The sequence below is a fragment of the Streptomyces chromofuscus genome (assembly GCF_015160875.1).
In the GTDB taxonomy this organism is placed as follows: Bacteria; Actinomycetota; Actinomycetes; order Streptomycetales; family Streptomycetaceae; genus Streptomyces; species Streptomyces chromofuscus.
This window is the reverse complement of record NZ_CP063374.1, coordinates 1,856,108-1,872,452: the sequence shown is the minus strand read 5'-3', so window position 1 is coordinate 1,872,452 and position 16,345 is coordinate 1,856,108. Positions and strand designations below refer to the sequence as shown.

General features: G+C 71.2%; 16 protein-coding genes. 6 read left to right on the top strand and 10 right to left on the bottom strand.

Going from position 1 to position 16,345, the window contains the following annotated elements:
* Positions 1 to 2: 2 nt before the first annotated feature.
* The 5 genes from IPT68_RS08435 to IPT68_RS08415 form a co-directional block, all read right to left on the bottom strand.
* The gene (locus IPT68_RS08435) at positions 3 to 758 is read right to left on the bottom strand and encodes an SDR family oxidoreductase (protein WP_189701848.1); all 756 of its coding nucleotides are present in this window, start codon (positions 756 to 758) and stop codon (positions 3 to 5) included.
* Positions 759 to 763: 5 nt separating this feature from the next.
* Entirely contained in the window at positions 764 to 2,605 is a 1,842-nt protein-coding gene (locus IPT68_RS08430) for a glycoside hydrolase family 15 protein (protein WP_228040319.1), read from the bottom strand.
* A 98-nt stretch (positions 2,606 to 2,703) separates the two neighbouring features.
* Positions 2,704 to 3,501 (bottom strand): SURF1 family cytochrome oxidase biogenesis protein, encoded by a 798-nt coding sequence (locus tag IPT68_RS08425; RefSeq protein WP_189701849.1) that lies wholly within the window; start codon positions 3,499 to 3,501, stop codon positions 2,704 to 2,706.
* Positions 3,502 to 3,570: 69 nt separating this feature from the next.
* Positions 3,571 to 3,804, bottom strand: a complete 234-nt coding sequence (locus IPT68_RS08420; RefSeq protein WP_141309083.1) for a hypothetical protein — start codon at positions 3,802 to 3,804, stop codon at positions 3,571 to 3,573.
* Positions 3,805 to 3,883: 79 nt separating this feature from the next.
* Positions 3,884 to 4,885 (bottom strand): DEDDh family exonuclease, encoded by a 1,002-nt coding sequence (locus IPT68_RS08415; RefSeq protein WP_189701850.1) that lies wholly within the window; start codon positions 4,883 to 4,885, stop codon positions 3,884 to 3,886.
* Positions 4,886 to 5,098: 213 nt separating this feature from the next.
* Here IPT68_RS08415 and IPT68_RS08410 point away from each other — a divergent pair, with 213 nt between their 5' ends.
* Together IPT68_RS08410 and IPT68_RS08405 are read left to right on the top strand one after the other, a co-directional pair.
* On the top strand, positions 5,099 to 5,983 hold the full coding sequence (locus IPT68_RS08410) for a sterol desaturase family protein (RefSeq protein ID WP_189701851.1): 885 nt from the start codon (positions 5,099 to 5,101) through the stop codon (positions 5,981 to 5,983).
* Complete coding sequence (locus tag IPT68_RS08405; protein WP_189701852.1) at positions 5,980 to 6,780, top strand: lysoplasmalogenase; 801 nt, start codon at positions 5,980 to 5,982, stop codon at positions 6,778 to 6,780. The genes IPT68_RS08410 and IPT68_RS08405 overlap by 4 nt, the downstream gene beginning before the upstream one ends.
* Positions 6,781 to 6,915: 135 nt before the next feature.
* Here IPT68_RS08405 and IPT68_RS08400 read toward each other — a convergent pair whose 3' ends face one another.
* Both IPT68_RS08400 and IPT68_RS08395 read right to left on the bottom strand, forming a co-directional pair.
* The gene (locus IPT68_RS08400; protein WP_194074061.1) at positions 6,916 to 8,433 is read right to left on the bottom strand and encodes a S8 family peptidase; all 1,518 of its coding nucleotides are present in this window, start codon (positions 8,431 to 8,433) and stop codon (positions 6,916 to 6,918) included.
* 151 nt (positions 8,434 to 8,584) lie between these two features.
* Positions 8,585 to 10,108, bottom strand: a complete 1,524-nt coding sequence (locus IPT68_RS08395) for a S8 family serine peptidase (protein WP_194074060.1) — start codon at positions 10,106 to 10,108, stop codon at positions 8,585 to 8,587.
* Between the two features lie 332 nt (positions 10,109 to 10,440).
* Between IPT68_RS08395 and IPT68_RS08390 the strand changes: the two genes are divergently transcribed.
* From IPT68_RS08390 to moaA, 3 genes are all read left to right on the top strand, one after another.
* Entirely contained in the window at positions 10,441 to 10,797 is a 357-nt protein-coding gene (locus IPT68_RS08390) for a DUF485 domain-containing protein (protein WP_189701854.1), read from the top strand.
* Positions 10,794 to 12,419 (top strand): solute symporter family protein, encoded by a 1,626-nt coding sequence (locus IPT68_RS08385; protein WP_189701855.1) that lies wholly within the window; start codon positions 10,794 to 10,796, stop codon positions 12,417 to 12,419. Before IPT68_RS08390 ends, IPT68_RS08385 begins: the two co-directional genes overlap by 4 nt.
* A 196-nt stretch (positions 12,420 to 12,615) precedes the next feature.
* Complete coding sequence (gene moaA, locus IPT68_RS08380; protein ID WP_189701856.1) at positions 12,616 to 13,605, top strand: GTP 3',8-cyclase MoaA; 990 nt, start codon at positions 12,616 to 12,618, stop codon at positions 13,603 to 13,605.
* Here moaA and IPT68_RS08375 read toward each other — a convergent pair.
* Both IPT68_RS08375 and IPT68_RS08370 read right to left on the bottom strand, forming a co-directional pair.
* Positions 13,602 to 13,820, bottom strand: coding sequence for a hypothetical protein (locus IPT68_RS08375; protein WP_189701857.1), 219 nt, complete (start codon positions 13,818 to 13,820; stop codon positions 13,602 to 13,604). The two genes, moaA and IPT68_RS08375, sit on opposite strands and share 4 nt — an antisense overlap.
* 214 nt (positions 13,821 to 14,034) lie before the next feature.
* Entirely contained in the window at positions 14,035 to 14,430 is a 396-nt protein-coding gene (locus IPT68_RS08370; protein ID WP_189701858.1) for a DUF3099 domain-containing protein, read from the bottom strand.
* A 241-nt stretch (positions 14,431 to 14,671) separates the two neighbouring features.
* On the opposite strand from IPT68_RS08370, the gene IPT68_RS08365 reads away from it, so the two are divergent.
* Entirely contained in the window at positions 14,672 to 14,947 is a 276-nt protein-coding gene (locus IPT68_RS08365; protein ID WP_189701859.1) for a GlsB/YeaQ/YmgE family stress response membrane protein, read from the top strand.
* Positions 14,948 to 15,067: 120 nt separating this feature from the next.
* Here the strand turns inward: IPT68_RS08365 and tyrS are convergent, their stop codons facing one another.
* Positions 15,068 to 16,336, bottom strand: coding sequence for a tyrosine--tRNA ligase (gene tyrS, locus IPT68_RS08360; RefSeq protein WP_189701860.1), 1,269 nt, complete (start codon positions 16,334 to 16,336; stop codon positions 15,068 to 15,070).
* Positions 16,337 to 16,345: the final 9 nt, after the last annotated feature.

The window sequence follows — 16,345 nt, the reverse complement described above, 5'->3', positions numbered from 1 at the left end:
CCTCAGAAGCCGTGCCGTGCCCCACCGTCCACCGGCACCATGACCCCGGTCAGGTACGACGCGGCCGGCGACAGCAGGAAGGCCGCCGTGCGCCCGAACTCCTCCGGCGCGCCGTACCGCCGCAGCGGAATGCGTGACTCACTGGCCGCCCGGGTGGCCTCGGGATCCGCCGACAGCGCGTCCAGCTCCCGGACCCGGTCCGTGTCGATCCGCCCCGGCAGCAGGCCCACCACCCGGATGCCCCGCGGACCCAGCTCGTCCGACAGGGACTTGGCGAACCCGGCCAGCCCGGGCCTGAGCCCGTTGGAGATCGTCAGCCCCGGAATCGGCTCGTACACCGACCCCGACAGCACGAACCCGATGACGCCCCCGGCCTCCAGCTCCGCCGCCGCCGCACGGGCCAGCCGCACCGCGCCGAGGAACACCGACTCGAACGCCCCTTGCCACTGCTCGTCGGTGTTGTCGGCGACGAACCCCGCGGGCGGGCCGCCCACGCTCACGAGAATCCCGTCGAACCCGCCGAACCGTTCCCGCGCGGCACCGATCACCCGCGCCGCCGCCTCCGGGTCGGCGTTGTCCACGGCCACCCCGTGCGCGTTCGGCCCCAGCTCCGCCGCCGTCGCGGCGACCCGCTCCTCGTCCCGCCCCGTGACGACGACTTTCGCGCCGTCGGCCAGCAGCGCACGCGCGGAGGCGTTGCCCAGCCCGCGGGTGGCCCCGGTGACGACGTACACCCGGTCCTTCAGTCCAAGATCCATGGGCCCTATCCTGCCCCCTCGTCCCCGAACAGGGCGAGGGCCGTGTTCACCAGGCCGATGTGGCTGAACGCCTGCGGGAAGTTGCCGAGCTGACGGCCGGACACCGGGTCGTACTCCTCGGCCAGCAGCCCCACGTCGTTCGCCAGACCCACCAGCCGTTCGAACAACTCGCGGGCCTCCTTCCCGCGGCCCGTAGTGTGCAGCGCGTCCGCGAGCCAGAACGAGCACACCAGGAAGGCGCCCTCGCCGCCGGGCAGGCCGTCGACGCCCGTGCGGTCGGCGCTGTAGCGGTGCAGGAAGCCGCCCTCGCAGAGCTCGGCGCGGACCGCGTCGATGGTGCCCGTCACGCGTGGGTCGTCCGGTGGCAGGAAGCCCACCCGCGGGATGAGCAGTGTGGCGGCGTCGAGTTCACGGGAGCCGTAGAACTGCGTGAAGGTGTTCCGCCCGGGGTCGTAGCCCCGCTCGCACACCTCCCGGTGCACCTCCTCGCGCATCTCCCGCCAGCCCTCCAGATCGCCCTTCAGCTCCGGATGCCGTTCCATGGTGCGCACCGCGCGGTCGGCGGCCACCCACACCATCACCTTGGAGTGCACGAACTGCCGGCGGCCGCCGCGCACCTCCCACACCCCCTCGTCGGGCTGCCGCCACGCCGACCGCAGCCAGTCCATCAGGGCGCACTGGAGTGGCCACATGTGCGGCTTGACCGTCATCCCCGACGTCCGCGCCAGGGACAGCGAGTCCATCACCTGGCCGTACACGTCCAGCTGGAGCTGCCGCACGGCGTCGTTGCCGATCCGGACGGGGGCGGAACCGGCGAAACCGGTCAGCCAGGGCAACGCCGCCTCGGGCAGCCGTCGCTCGCCGGCCAGCCCGTACATGATCTGCAGGTCCGCCGGGGCGCCCGCGACCGCGCGCACCAGCCAGTCGCGCCAGGCCTCGGCCTCCTCGTGGTAGCCGGCTGCCAGCAGGGCGCCCAGGTTGAGGGTGGAGTCACGCAGCCAGCAGTAGCGGTAGTCCCAGTTGCGCACGCCGCCGATCTCCTCCGGCAGGGAGGTGGTGGGCGCCGCCACGATGCCGCCGGTCGGGGCGTAGGTGAGGGCCTTCAGGGTGATCAGCGAGCGGAGCACGGTGTCCCGGTGCGGGCCGTCGTAGCGGCAGCGGGCCGACCAGGCCTGCCAGTCCGCCACGCTGTGACGCAGTGCCTCGTGCGGGTCGACGAGGGGCGGGCGCGGCTCGTGGGAGGGGTGCCAGGTGAGCACGAACGCGACCTTCTCGCCCGCGCCGATCGTGAACTCCGAGTGCGTTCCGAACTTCTCGCCCCAGGTGGGCACGGGCGGTTCGCTGCGCAGCCACGCCGAGTCCGGGCCGGCGACGGCCACCCGGTGGCCGTCCGACCTGCGCATCCACGGCACGATCGAGCCGTAGTCGAACCGCAGGCGCAGCGTGCTGCGGACGGTCACGCGACCGCTGAGGCCCTCCACGACGCGTACCAGGTCGGGGGAGCGGTCGCGCTGCGGCATCAGGTCGGTGACCCGGACGGAGCCCTCCGGGGTGTCCCACTCGGTGTCCAGGACCAGCGTGCCGGGCCGGTAGGCACGCCGTGTGCAGCCGCGTGGGGTGCCGTCGGCGTCCTCGGCGTCCCTGGGGCCGATGCGCCAGTGGCCGTTCTCCTCGTCGCCGAGCAGCTTGGCGAAGCAGGCGGCCGAGTCGAAGCGGGGCAGGCACAGCCAGTCGACGGAGCCGTCCCTGCCGACGAGTGCGGCGGTCTGCTCGTCACCGATGAGGGCGTAGTCCTCGATGCGGCTCTTGGCGATGTCCTCGGCGGAGATCCTGGTGGGCTGGTGCACGGAGTGCGGGTTCCCGGAGGACCGCCCGGACAATCGGGCGAGGACCGGGTTGGGGGGCGCGCGACCCGTCCCGGCGGTGGTGCGGCACGGCGCGCGGGCTACACCGGCGCCGGCGCCGTCTCCTGTCGCCGCTGCTGCTCGGCCGCCGCCTGCGCGCGGTCCCGGGCCTCGCGGCGGACCAGGATCACCCAGCCGACGGGGACGCCCGCGGAGAACAGCCACCACTGGATGGCGTACGCCATGTGGTTGCCGATGCTGTCGTGGTCCGGCGCGGGGATCAGCTCGGGTGTGTCGCCCTGCGGCTCGGGCTCGGTCAGTTCGACGTACCCGCCGAGGACCTGCCTGCCGAGGCGCTCGCCCTCCCGCTCGCTGTCGATCAGCATGATCTGCCGGTCCGGCAGGCCCTCGACGTTCTTGATGCCGCTCTCGGCCGTCGTCTGGTCGGGCATCAGCCGCCCGGTGACGGTGATCTCACCCCGCGGGGGCGCCGGGATCTTCGGGAACGCCGTCTGGCTGAGCCCGTCGGAGGGCACCCAGCCCCGGTTGACCAGCAGCACCTTGCCGTCGGTGAGCACGAAGGGGGTCAGCACGTGGTAGCCGACCTTGTCGTCCGCGTTGGTACGGCGGCGTACGACGACCTCGTCCGCGGTGTCGAAACGCCCCTGCGCGGTCACGCGCCGGTACAGGTCCGCGTCCTGGACCGCGGCGCCGGGCGAGGTCAGCGACTCGACCGGCACGGGCTCGGCGGCCAGCGACTCGGCGATCACGTGGTTCAGCGCAACCCTGCGCTCGTGCCGGTGCAGCTGCCAGAAGCCCAGCTCGATCATCGTCGGGATCAGCGCGAGGACGACGAGGGTGAGGATCACCCACTGCCGGGACAACAGGAAGCGGTACACCCCACGACCGTACATCTCGGACCGTGGGGTGCGGTGGGTGGGGGTGGGTGGGGGCAGGCTCCCCGGGGCTCAGACGCGGTCGACGATGCCCACCCTCCCCTCCGCGCGGGCGCAGTGGGCGCCGCAGTACCAGTGGCCCTCGACCTCGACGCCCTGTCCGATGATCTGGACCCGGCAGTGCTCGCAGATCGGTGCCATGCGGTGGATCGCGCAGGCGAAGCAGTCGAAGACGTGCACCGCGCCCTGCGCGTGGACCTCGAAGGTCATTCCGTAGTTGTTGCCGCAAACCTCGCAAGTCGCCATGCGCCACAGGGTGAGCCGTCCCCGGGGCGCGGGCGAGCGGGCGCCGGGCGAGTCGCGTGCCAATCACCCGTCCGTACGGTCACGCCTCCGACGCCGGTTCCACATCCCCCAGGAGCTGCCCGAAGGCCGCCTCGTCGACCACCGGCGTGCCGTACTGCCGGGCCTTGACGACCTTCGAGGTGCCCGAGTCCGGGTCGTTCGTGACGAGCAGGCTCGTCAGCCGGGACAGGCTCGTCGCGACATGCAGACCGGCCTCGACGGCGCGGTCCTCCAGCAGCTCGCGTTCGACGGAGGTGTCCCCGGAGAAGGCGATCCGCATGCCCTGCTTGAGGCGTTTGCCCTCTTCGTACCGCCCCGGGTTGGGGTACGGGCAGGCGGGCCGCTTGCGCGACGGACGCCAACCGCCCGGGCGGTAGCCGCTGTAACCGCCGTGTCCGCCCGGCTGCTGCCCGATCCGGGCCGCGGGCCGCTCCACCCACTCGGTCAGCGGCCGGCACTCGTGCAGCGGCAGCCGCAGGCACCCCTCGGCCGCGGCCCGCAGGCTCGGCCGGAACGCCTCCGCCAGCACGCGCGCGTCGTCCAGCGCGTGGTGCGCCCGCCGCTGGACGACGCCGAAGTGGGCGGCCAGCGACTCCAGCTTGTGGTTGGGCAGCGGCAGTTCCAGCGCCTTGGACAGGGCGATGGTGCACAGCCGCTGACGCACCGGCGCCTCGCGCCGCACGCGCGCGTACTCACGGGCGATCATCTGCCAGTCGAACACCGCGTTGTGCGCGACGAGCACCCGGCCCTCCAGCCGGGTCGCGAACTCCTCCGCGACGTCGGCGAAGAGCGGCGCCCCTTCGAGCGCCTCGCTCGTCAGGCCGTGGATCCACACCGGCCCCGGGTCGCGCTCCGGATTCACCAGCGTGTACCAGTGGTCCTCGACCTCACCGCGTCCGTCCAGCCGGTAGACCGCCGCGGAGATGATCCGGTCGTCCCGGGCCAGGCCCGTGGTCTCCACGTCAACGACCGCGTATCCACGCGGATACGCGGCCGGCCAGACTGTCGGGGAGGGCGCTGCGGTCGTACGGTCTTCGAGCATGGTCACTGAGGATACGGGCCGGCACCGACACCGCTGCCCGTCAGGTCTCCTGCCCCGCCCGGCCGTTCGCGAGACGCCCCACCCCCGCGGGCGTGACGGCCGGTCAGGTGCGCGCCATTGGCGGAGATCGCCAACAAGCAAGCGCGTACCCACGGTAATACTTGTCGGTAACAACCCCTAGCCCTGGCGGTGTGGGGGTCCTACGGTGCACCCATGCCGAACCTCCCCAATGTCGTGGTCTGGTCCATACCGGCCTTCGTGCTGCTCGCCGTCATCGAGATGATCAGCGTCCGTCTCCACCCGGACGAGGACGCGGCCGGCTACGAGGCCAAGGACGCCGCCACGAGCGTCACCATGGGACTCGGCAGCCTCTTCTTCGACCTGCTGTGGAAGATCCCGGTCGTCGCCATCTACACGGCGGTCTACGAGCTGACGCCGCTGCGTGTGCCCGTGCTGTGGTGGACCGTCCTGCCGATGCTGCTCGCGCAGGACTTCTTCTACTACTGGTCGCACCGGGGACACCACGTCGTCCGCATCCTGTGGGCCTGTCACGTGGTCCACCACTCGAGTGAGAAGTTCAACCTGACCACCGCGCTGCGCCAGCCGTGGACGTCCTTGACCGTGTGGCCGTTCTACGTGCCTCTGATCGCTCTCGGCGTGCACCCGGCCGCGCTGGCGTTCTGCTCCTCCGCGAACCTCGTCTACCAGTTCTGGATCCACACCGAGCGGATCGACAGGATGCCCCGCTGGTTCGAGTTCGTGTTCAACACGCCCTCCCACCACCGGGTCCACCACGCCTCCCAAGGCGGCTACCTTGACCGCAACTTCGGCGGGATCCTCATCGTCTGGGACCGCCTCTTCGGCTCCTTCGTCGCCGAGACCGAGCGGCCGGTGTACGGACTGACCAAGAACATCAACACGTACAACCCGCTGAAGGTCGCCACCCACGAATACGTCTCCATCGCCAGGGACCTGAGGGCGGCCCGCGGTTGGCGCGAGCGCGCGGGGCGGCTGTTCCGCGGGCCGGGCTGGCAGCCGGCGCAGGCGCCGTCGCCCGCGCCGCCGCGGGCACCGGCCGGGGAGAGCGCGGCCGCGTGAGCGCCCTCCGCGTCCCGCGCGCCGACGCCGCTCCGGCGGTCCTGGCCGCCTTCGGCGTCGCCGCCGCCGTCGACCTCGCCTCCCTCGCCACCGGCTTCGAGGCCGGGCACACCGTCGCCAAGCCGCTCCTGATGCCGCTCCTGGCCACCTGGGCCGCCCTGCGCGGCGCGCCCCGGCTGCTCGTCGTCGCCCTGCTGTTCGGCTGGGGCGGGGACGTGCTGCTCCTGTCGGACGCCGAGCCGGCCTTCCTCGCCGGGATGGCCTCCTTCGCCGTGGGACACGTGTGCTACCTCGCCCTCTTCCGGGCACACGGGCGGCGCGAGACCGCACCACGCGCGCGTGCGGGCTTTGACGCCTCGGCCGTCGACGTGCACCCCGAGGAGGCAGCTCCACGCGCGCGTGCGGGCCTGGTCGCCCTCGGCTACGCCGCCGCCCTCACCGCGACCGTCGCCCTGCTCTGGCCCGACCTGCCCGCCGACCTGCGCGTCCCCGTGGCGGCCTACAGCGCGCTGCTCGCCGCCATGGCCCACGGCGCCCTCACCCGGCTCGGTCTCGTCGCCGGGCTCGGCGGCGCGCTGTTCCTGCTCTCCGACACGCTCATCGCCACCGGCGTGGCCGACTGGCCGCAGCTGCCCCGGCCGGACCTGTGGATCATGCTCACGTACCTCGCCGCGCAGTTCCTGCTGACCCGCGGCACGCTCGGCGGGCGGCGGACGCCGCCGTCGCCGGGGGCCACGGACGGCGCGCTCCGGCCGTCGGACGCCGGGGCGCGCCCCGGCGCGACGCCGATCGCGTGAGCGAGCAGCACGGCATGACGTCTCGTCAGCGGAGGGCGAACACCGCGACCACGAACGGCGGCCGGGCCGGACGGATGACCCGTCCGGCCCGGCCGGCCGTCACGTACGCCGTCGCGCGTCGTCCGCGCCCGGTCCCTACTTGGTCACCGCGTCCAGCGCGTCCGCCGTGCCCCAGCCGTAGAAGCCGTTGTAGTTCTTCGGCCCCTCGCACACGGCGTCGACCTTGCCGTCACCGTTGATGTCGTACGGGTCCGTGCACGCCGTGGCGTCCGCCTCGGCGTACAGCAGGGCCTTCACCAGGGCGGGCGGGGCGTACGGGTGCGTCGACTTGATCAGGGCGGCGACGCCCGCCACGTGCGGCGAGGCCATCGACGTACCCGCCATGTAACCCCACCTGCCGCCGGGCAGCGTGCCCAGGATCAGACCGCTGGTCGCGGGCGGCTCCGGCTTCTGGTACGCCGTCGAGTCGCCGCCGGGCGCGGCGATGTCGATGACGCCCAGACCGTGGTTGGAGAAGGACGACTTCAGGCCCTTCGCGCCGGTCGCCGCCACCGTCACGATGCCCGGCAACTGGGTCGGTATGTCGTAGCACTCGGACGGGTCGATCACCCGCTCGGTGGGCGTGGAGTCGTTGGGGGAGACCGGGTCGGTGATCTCGTCGGCCGCGAGGTCGTAGTTCTCGTTGCCGGCCGCGGCGACGTTCACCGCGCCCTTCCTCTCCGCGTACTTCGACGCCCGGGTGATGGCCTCCACGAGCGCCTTCTGGTCCGGGTCGTTCTTGCAGTTGAAGTACCAGGGGTCGGTGTAATAGCTGTTGTTCGTGACGTCCACGCCGTGCTCGGCGGCCCAGACGAAGCCGCAGACGACGGCCTCCGTGTAGAAGTAGCCGGCGGTGGTCGACACCTTGATGCCGGACACCTTCACGCCCGGTGCCACGCCCGTCATGCCGACGCCGTTCTTGGCGGCCGCTATCTCCCCGGCCACGTGGGTGCCGTGCGGGCTCTCCGCCGCGCCGGGCCGCCAGGCGCCGTCGGTGGTGTCCGGCTTGCCCGTGACGCAGTTGACGGACGCCTCGCGATCGAAGTTGGGGGCGATGTCCGGATGGGTGTCGTCCACGCCGGTGTCGATCACGGCGACGGTCACCCGATCGGAGCCGAGCGACTTCTCGTGCGCCTTGTCCGCCTTGATCGCCGGCAGGTCCCACTGGAGCGACTGGAGCGGGTCCTGCCCCTCGACGGCCTCCACCTCGGCCAGGTCCTCGGCCGTGAGCACCTTCGGCGTCCCCACGTCGGTGGTCGACTGAGCGGGCAGCGGCGCCGTCCGGGTGGCGCCCGCCGACTGGACCCCTCGTACCTTCCTGATCGTCGACGCGAACTCGCCGTTCGCCGCGTGCACGACGATCACACCGATCTGGTCGTACGACATGACGATCGTGCCGCCGGCCTCGGTGATCGCCTTCTTCACATGCGCGGGGGCGCCCTGTCCGGGGTGCACGTTGACGACGTAGCTGAGCGAGGTCGCGTCGGCGGCCACCTGGGCGGCGGGCTGCGCCGCCGACGCCGTGGCGTTCGGCAGGAACGCCAGGGCGGTCGCCATGGTCATCCCGACCGGGATCACCAGGGCACGGCGGTGGCGGGGCTGAGGCACTGTCATGGGTGCGTGTCTCCAGTTCGTTCGCGGTACGGGTGGTACGCGGCGGACCGTGCGGGAGTTCATGGGGCGGGCGGCGGGCGGCGGGCGGCGGGCGGCGGGCGGCGGGCGGCGGGCGGCGGCCGAAGGTCCGGCCGCGCCGCGGCCCGAGCGACTACTGGACCGCGCGCAGCGCGTTGACGATGCCGTGTCCGTAGAAACCGTTGACGCTTGTACCGCCCTCGCACACCGCGTCCTGTGTGCCGTCACCGTTCTGGTCGTACGACTCCGGGCAGGCCGTCCTGTCCGCCTGGGCCTTGAGCAGCAGCTGGAGCTCCTGCGGACTCGCCCACGGGTGCTCGGACTTCAGCAGCGCGGCGACACCGGCGGCGTGCGGCGAGGCCATCGAGGTGCCCTGGAGGAAGGCGTACTGGTTGTTCGGCATGGTCGACAGGATGCGGCCGTTCTTCGACGGCGTGTCCGGGATCTGGTAGAGCCGGTCGCCGCCCGGCGCCGCGACGTCGACGACGCCCTTGCCGTACGAGGAGTAGTACGACTTGAGGTTCTGCACGCCCGTGGCGCTGACCGTGACGATCCCCGGGAGCTGCGTCGGCACGTCGAAGCACTCGTGCGGGTCGATGGTGCGCTCGACCGGGGTGGAGTCGTCGGGGCTGCTGTCGTCGACGATGGCGTCGGCGTCGAGGTCGTGGTTGGAGTTGCCCGCCGACGCCAGGTGCAGGGTGCCCTTGCTCTGGGCGTACAGCTGGGCGCGGTTGACCGCGTCCACGATCGCCCGCTGGTCCGGGTCGTCCATGCAGTTGTACAGCCACGGGTCGACGTAGTAGCTGTTGTTCGTGATCTCGACGCCGTGGTCGGCCGCGAACACGAACGCGCACACCACGCTCTCCGGGTAGAACAGCCCGTTGTACGGGTCGCTCACCTTGATGCTGGAGACCTTCACGCCCGGCGCCACGCCGGCCACGCCGATGTCGTTGCGGGCCGCCGCGATCTCGCCGGCGACATGCGTGCCGTGGTAGTCGTCCGCGGTGTACGGCCGCCAGGCGCCCTCGCTGGTGTCCGCCACGCCGCCGACGCAGTTGGCGGACTGACCGGCGGAGAAGTTCGGGGCGAGGTCCGGGTGGGTGTCGTCGACGCCGGTGTCGATCACCGCGACGGTGACCTTGCGGCTGCCCGGGTTGATCTGCGCGGCCTTGTCGGCGCCGATCGCCCGCAGGTCCCACTGGTCGGCCTCGAGGGGCTCGCTCCCGGCGGTGGCGGCGGCCTCGACCTTCGCCGCCTCGGCGGCGGTCAGGTAGTCGGCCGCGCCCTGGTCGGTCGTGCCCGCCGAGACCAGGGGAGCGGTGCGGGTGGCGCCCGCCGACTGCACGCCGCGGACGGTACGTATCTGCGCGCCGAAGTCCGGGTTCGCCGAGTGCGCGACGATCACGCCGATCGTGTCGTACGTGATCACCACGGTGCCGCCGGCCGCGGCGATCGCCCGCTGCACCGAGGCGATCGTGCGGCCGTCCGTCGCGGTGTTGACCACGTACGCCAGCTTCGGGGCGTCCGCCGACTGGGCGGCGGACGCGGTGGCCGGGGCGGCCGTGGCGGCCGCCGGCAGGAAGCCGAGCGAGGCGGTCAGCGACAGCACGACGGGTACGGCGAGGGCGAGCCGGCGTCTGGAACGCAGATGAGCCATGGGGTCTCCACTTCATCCGGAAACGAAACCGGCCCGAGGCACAGGTGGTGCTCGGGCAGGTACATGACGGGTGTTGCAGGGTGAAGCTATCTCCCGACCTCGCGGGCCAGCAATCACTTCCGGCGACGACTTCGGAGTTTTCCGGCGGTGACTACCGAAAGAAGGCGGCGAGGTTGAACCGCTCCTCGCGTGGCGCCGTGACGTTGAACAGGGAAGCCGAGCACGATCGAGGCCCCCTGTCGGATCGCGCTCCCGGCCACTACCATCGCCGCCCGGTTCACGTGATCCACATCACTACCAACTGCACCGCATCCGCATTGCGAGGAGAACCCGTGGCCACCGACTCACCGCCCCACGCGAAGACAGAACATCGACTCCCCTCGACCGAGGAGTTCGTCGAGGTGCAGCAGAGCGCGGAGTTCGGTGAACTGCGCCGCTCCTACCGCTCCTTCGCCTTTCCGCTGACCGTCGCCTTCATCGCCTGGTACCTGCTGTACGTCCTGCTGTCCAACTACGCGGGCGGCTTCATGGGTACCAAGCTGTTCGGCAACATCAACGTCGCCTTCGTCTTCGGCATCGCCCAGTTCGTCACCACGTTCCTCATCGCCTGGTGGTACTCGCGGCACGCCGCCGCGAAGCTCGACCCCAAGGCGGAGGCCATCAAGTCCCGGATGGAGAGCGGCGCATGAGCCCCGTACAGCACACCGTTCTCGCGGCCAACGAGGCCGGCGAGCACCGCCCGCTCATCATCACGCTGTTCGCGGTGTTCGTCGTCGCGACCCTGTTCATCACCGTCTGGGCGGGCCGCCAGACCAAGGACGCGGCCGACTTCTACGCGGGCGGCCGCCAGTTCAGCGCCTTCCAGAACGGCCTCGCGGTCTCCGGCGACTACATGTCGGCCGCGTCGTTCCTCGGCATCGCCGGCGCGATCGCCCTGTTCGGCTACGACGGCTTCCTGTACTCCATCGGCTTCCTGGTCGCCTGGCTGGTCGCCCTGCTGCTGGTGGCCGAGCCGCTCAGGAACTCCGGCCGGTACACCATGGGCGACGTCCTCGCGTACCGCATGCGCCAGCGCCCGGTGCGCACCGCGGCCGGCACCTCCACGATCGTCGTGTCGATCTTCTACCTGCTCGCCCAGATGGCCGGCGCCGGCGTGCTCGTCTCGCTGCTGCTCGGCATCACGTCGGACGCGGGCAAGATCGGCATCGTGGCCCTCGTCGGCGTCCTGATGATCGTGTACGTCTCCATCGGCGGCATGAAGGGCACCACCTGGGTCCAGATGATCAAGGCCGTGCTGCTGATCGGCGGAACGATCCTGATCACCTTCCTGGTGCTGCTGAAGTTCAACTTCAACATCTCCGACCTGCTCGGCACCGCCGCCGAGAACAGCGGCAAGGGCGCCGCCTTCCTGGAGCCCGGCCTGCAGTACGGCGCGACCAGCACCTCCAAGCTCGACTTCATCTCCCTCGGCATCGCCCTGGTCCTGGGCACCGCGGGCCTGCCGCACATCCTGATCCGCTTCTACACGGTGCCGAACGCCAAGGCCGCCCGTAAGTCCGTGAACTGGGCGATCGGCATCATCGGCGCCTTCTACCTGATGACCATCGCCCTCGGCTTCGGCGCCGCCGCGCTGATCTCCCAGGACGAGATCATCGAGTCCAACCCGTCCGGCAACACGGCGGCGCCCCTGCTCGCCCTGCACCTCGGCGGCGTCGACTCGGCCTGGGGCGCGATCCTGCTGGCCACGATCTCCGCGGTGGCCTTCGCCACGATCCTCGCCGTGGTCGCCGGTCTCACCCTCGCCTCGTCGTCCTCCTTCGCGCACGACATCTACGCCAACGTCATCCGCAAGGGGCAGGCCACCGGCGAGGAGGAGGTCCGGGCGGCCCGCTGGGCGACCGTCTTCATCGGCATCGTCTCCATCGCCCTGGGCGCCCTCGCCCGCGACCTCAACGTTGCCGGCCTGGTGGCCCTGGCGTTCGCGGTCGCCGCGTCCGCCAACCTGCCGACCATCCTCTACAGCTTGTTCTGGAAGCGGTTCACCACCCAGGGCGCGCTGTGGTCGATCTACGGCGGTCTGATCGTCGCCGTCGGCCTGGTGCTGTTCTCGCCCGTGGTCTCCGGCGACCCGAAGGCGATGTTCCCCGGCGTCGACTTCGCCTGGTTCCCGCTGAAGAACCCGGGCCTCATCTCCATTCCGTTCGGCTTCCTGATGGGCTGGCTCGGCACCGTCCTGTCGAAGGACGAGCCGGACGCCGGCAAGTACGCCGAGCTGGAGGTCCGGTCCCTGACCGGCACCGGAGCCCACTGAGCACGCCCCCTGCAACACAGCCCTTGCGCACGGCCCCTGAGGCGGCCGCGTCGTCGGACTCCTGTGGGTCCCCACGACGCGGCCGCGTCCCACCTCGTGGGAACGGGCCTTAGCCGTTGTCAGTGGGGTCACGTAGGCTCGCAGTGTCGGAGATGATGTGCTCCGCTGCGTGTTCCGCCACGACGGGAGGGGCCACGTGCTCATCGACACCTATGGCCGGGTGGCCACCGACCTGAGGGTCTCGCTGACCGACCGCTGCAATCTGCGCTGCACGTACTGCATGCCCGAGGAGGGCTTGCAGTGGCTGGCCAAGCCCGACCTGCTCACGGACGACGAGATCGTGCGGCTGATCGACATCGCGGTCACCTCCCTGGGGATCGAGGAGGTCCGGTTCACCGGCGGCGAGCCGCTGTTGCGTCCGGGCCTGGTCGGCATCGTCGAGAGGGTCGCGGCCCTGCGGCCCCGCCCCCAGATGTCCCTCACCACCAACGGCATCGGCCTCAAGCGCACCGCGGCGGCCCTGAAGTCGGCCGGTCTGGACCGGGTGAACGTCTCGCTGGACACCCTCCGCCCCGACGTCTTCAAGGCCCTCACCCGACGGGACCGCCACAAGGACGTCATCGAGGGCCTGCACGCGGCGCGCGAGGCGGGCCTGACCCCGGTCAAGGTCAACTCGGTCCTGATGCCGGGCCTGAACGGCGACGAGGCCCCCGACCTGCTCGCCTGGGCCGTCGAGCACGACTACGAGCTGCGCTTCATCGAGCAGATGCCCCTGGACGCCCAGCACGGCTGGAAGCGCGACGGCATGATCACGGCGGGCGACATCCTGGCATCCCTGCGCACCCGATTCGACCTCACCCCCGAGGGCGACCAGGCGCGCGGCTCCGCCCCCGCCGAACGCTGGCTGGTCGACGGCGGCCCGCACCGCGTCGGCGTCATCGCCTCCGTCACCCGCCCGTTCTGCGCGGCCTGCGACCGCACCCGCCTTACGGCCGACGGCCAGATACGCACCTGCCTGTTCGCCACCGAGGAGACCGACCTGCGCGCCGCGCTCCGCTCCGACGCCCCCGACGAGGAAATCGCCCGCATCTGGCGTCTGGCGATGTGGGGCAAGAAGGCGGGCGCGGGCCTGGACGACCCGAGCTTCGTGCAGCCCACGAGGCCGATGTCGGCGATCGGCGGCTAGGAGCTCTCGGGCTCCCGCCAGTCCGCGAACTTGACGACGTCCTTCAGAAACCCCCGCACCCCGAGGAACTGCGACAGGTGCTCGCGATGCTCCTCGCACGCCAGCCAGGTCTTGCGTCGCTCCGGCGTGTGGATCTTCGGGTTGTTCCAGGCCAGCACCCACACGGCGTCGGCACGGCAGCCCTTCGCGGAACAGATCGGGGTCTCGTCACTCACGGGTTCGTCTCACCACTGCACCACACACGACGGCACGGAAAAGGCGACGCCGAGCAGCCACGGGGGGAGCTGCCCGGCGTCGGTCTCTCGCTCCGACGGGGGATGCGGAGCGCCTACGAAGTATGTCACGCGCAACCCGTCGCCGGGCACCTGAACAACGTGATTGAACGGAGCTTTTCCCCGGCTCGATGAAAAGCCCTGAGGCGGAAGCGCCTCATGTTCTCTGCTCGGGTCGGCCCTGCGCCGGATCGCCCACCACGTCCTCCGGTACGGACTCCGTGGAAGCGCCGTCGTCGTCCTCCTTCGGCGGCGCGAGCATCGGCCGGGGCGGAACGGCCACGAACGTCGACGGCAGCGACGGCGCGTTCTCCCGCCCGGCGTTGGCGACCACCACCGCGATGTAGGGGAGTACCGCACCCAGCACCAGCGCCACGATCGCGACGTGCCGTTCGACGTTCCACAGGGTCGCCGCGAGGATCACCGAGATCGTTCGGACCGACATCGAGATGACGTACCGCCGCTGCCGGGCGCGTACGTCCTCCTGGAGGCCCTGCCGGGCTCCGGTGATCCGGAAAACCTGGCCCTTGCCCTCGCCATGCCTGCTCCGCATCACATCCACCATCCGCCCGCCTCGGACTCTCCCGGCCCGTACCAGCTCCGCACCCGGCCGGAACCGCGGCCGCACAGCGTCCACGGTACGCCGCCCCCGCACCGCCGACGAGACCGGGCCCCCTCCTGCCTGCGCGAACGCCGCCGGACGCGACGCGGACGGCCGTACCCGACATGCGCCGTACGGCGGACGGCCCGAAACTGGGCGTAATGCTCACGTCGAGCCGTACGAGGAGGCAGCCATGGGCTGGTTGTGGGCGATCATCGTGGGTTTCGTACTGGGCCTCATCGCCAAGGCGGTCATTCCCGGCAAACAGCACATTCCCCTTTGGCTGACCACCATCCTGGGCATGATCGGCGCCATCGCGGGCAACGCGATCGCCCGGGGCTTCGGTGTGGCCGAGACGCCCGGCATCGACTGGAGCCGCCACATCTTCCAACTCGTGGCCGCGATCATCCTGGTCTTCCTGGGCGACATGGCGTACATGCAGCTGAGGGGCGGCAGGCGACGCGCCTGAGGCGAGGTGCGGCGCACTGAGGGATCGCAGGTGACGCGTCGGAGACGGAGAACGGAGAACGCCGAGCGGGGCGACCCTCCGTTACTCGGAGGACCGCCCCGCTCACGCGTACATGTCCGCTCAGGCGCCCGTGACCTCGACCGCCGCCAGGTTCTTCTTGCCCCGGCGCAACACCAGCCAGCGCCCGTGCAGCAGATCCTCCTCGGCCACCACCGCGTCCTCGGAGTCGACCTTCGTGTTGTTCACGTAGGCGCCGCCCTCCTTGACCGTGCGGCGCGCGGCGGACTTGCTGGCCACCAGGCCGACCTCGGCGAACAGGTCCACCACCGGCGCCGGCTCGGCGACCCGGATGTGCGGCACCTCGGACAGCGCCGCCGCCAGCGTCCGCTCGTCCAGCTCGGCCAGCTCACCCTGCCCGAAGAGGGCCTTGGACGCGGCGATCACGGCGGCCGTCTGGTCGGCGCCGTGCACCAGCGTCGTCAGCTCCTCGGCCAGCGCGCGCTGCGCCGCCCGCGCCTGGGGCCGCTCCTGCGTCTGCTGCTCCAGCTCCTCCAGCTCCGCGCGGGACTTGAAGGACAGGATCCGCATGTACGTCGAGATGTCCCGGTCGTCCACGTTCAGCCAGAACTGGTAGAACGCGTACGGCGTCGTCATCTCCGGGTCGAGCCAGATTGCGCCGCCCTCGGTCTTGCCGAACTTGGTGCCGTCCGCCTTGGTCATCAGCGGCGTCGCCAGCGCGTGCACGTTCGCGTGCGGCTCCAGCCGGTGGATCAGGTCCAGGCCGGCCGTGAGGTTGCCCCACTGGTCGCTGCCGCCCTGCTGGAGCGTGCAGCCGTACCGCCGGTAGAGCTGGAGGAAGTCCATGCCCTGCAGGAGCTGGTAGCTGAACTCGGTGTAGCTGATGCCCTCGGAGGACTCCAGGCGCCGGGCGACGGAGTCCTTCGTCAGCATCTTGTTGACGCGGAAGTGCTTGCCGATGTCCCGCAGGAACTCGATCGCGGAGAGGCCCTCCGTCCAGTCGAGGTTGTTGACCATCACGGCCGCGTTCTCGCCCTCGAAGGACAGGAACGGCTCGATCTGGCGGCGCAGCCTCTGCACCCAGCCGGCGACCGTCTCCGGGTCGTTCAGCGTGCGCTCCGCCGTCGGGCGCGGGTCGCCGATCAGGCCCGTCGCGCCGCCCACCAGCGCCAGCGGCCGGTGGCCGGCCTGCTGGAGCCGGCGCACGGTGAGCACCTGCACCAGGTGTCCCACGTGCAGGGAGGGCGCGGTCGGGTCGAAGCCGCAATAGAGCGTGACGGGACCGTCCGCGAGCGCCTTGCGCAGTGCTTCCTCGTCGGTGGAGAGGGCGAACAGCCCTCGCCACTTGAGCTCGTCGACGATGTCCGTCACGGTTCTCGC

Coding starts and splice junctions, on each gene's coding strand:
- IPT68_RS08415 (WP_189701850.1), bottom strand. CDS start 4,885: ATGCTCGAAGACCGTACGACCGCAGCGCCCTCCCCGACAGTCTGGCCG.
- IPT68_RS08365 (WP_189701859.1), top strand. CDS start 14,672: ATGGGCTGGTTGTGGGCGATCATCGTGGGTTTCGTACTGGGCCTCATC.
- IPT68_RS08400 (WP_194074061.1), bottom strand. CDS start 8,433: ATGACAGTGCCTCAGCCCCGCCACCGCCGTGCCCTGGTGATCCCGGTC.
- IPT68_RS08435 (WP_189701848.1), bottom strand. CDS start 758: ATGGATCTTGGACTGAAGGACCGGGTGTACGTCGTCACCGGGGCCACC.
- IPT68_RS08385 (WP_189701855.1), top strand. CDS start 10,794: ATGAGCCCCGTACAGCACACCGTTCTCGCGGCCAACGAGGCCGGCGAG.
- IPT68_RS08410 (WP_189701851.1), top strand. CDS start 5,099: ATGCCGAACCTCCCCAATGTCGTGGTCTGGTCCATACCGGCCTTCGTG.
- IPT68_RS08420 (WP_141309083.1), bottom strand. CDS start 3,804: ATGGCGACTTGCGAGGTTTGCGGCAACAACTACGGAATGACCTTCGAG.
- IPT68_RS08370 (WP_189701858.1), bottom strand. CDS start 14,430: ATGCGGAGCAGGCATGGCGAGGGCAAGGGCCAGGTTTTCCGGATCACC.
- IPT68_RS08395 (WP_194074060.1), bottom strand. CDS start 10,108: ATGGCTCATCTGCGTTCCAGACGCCGGCTCGCCCTCGCCGTACCCGTC.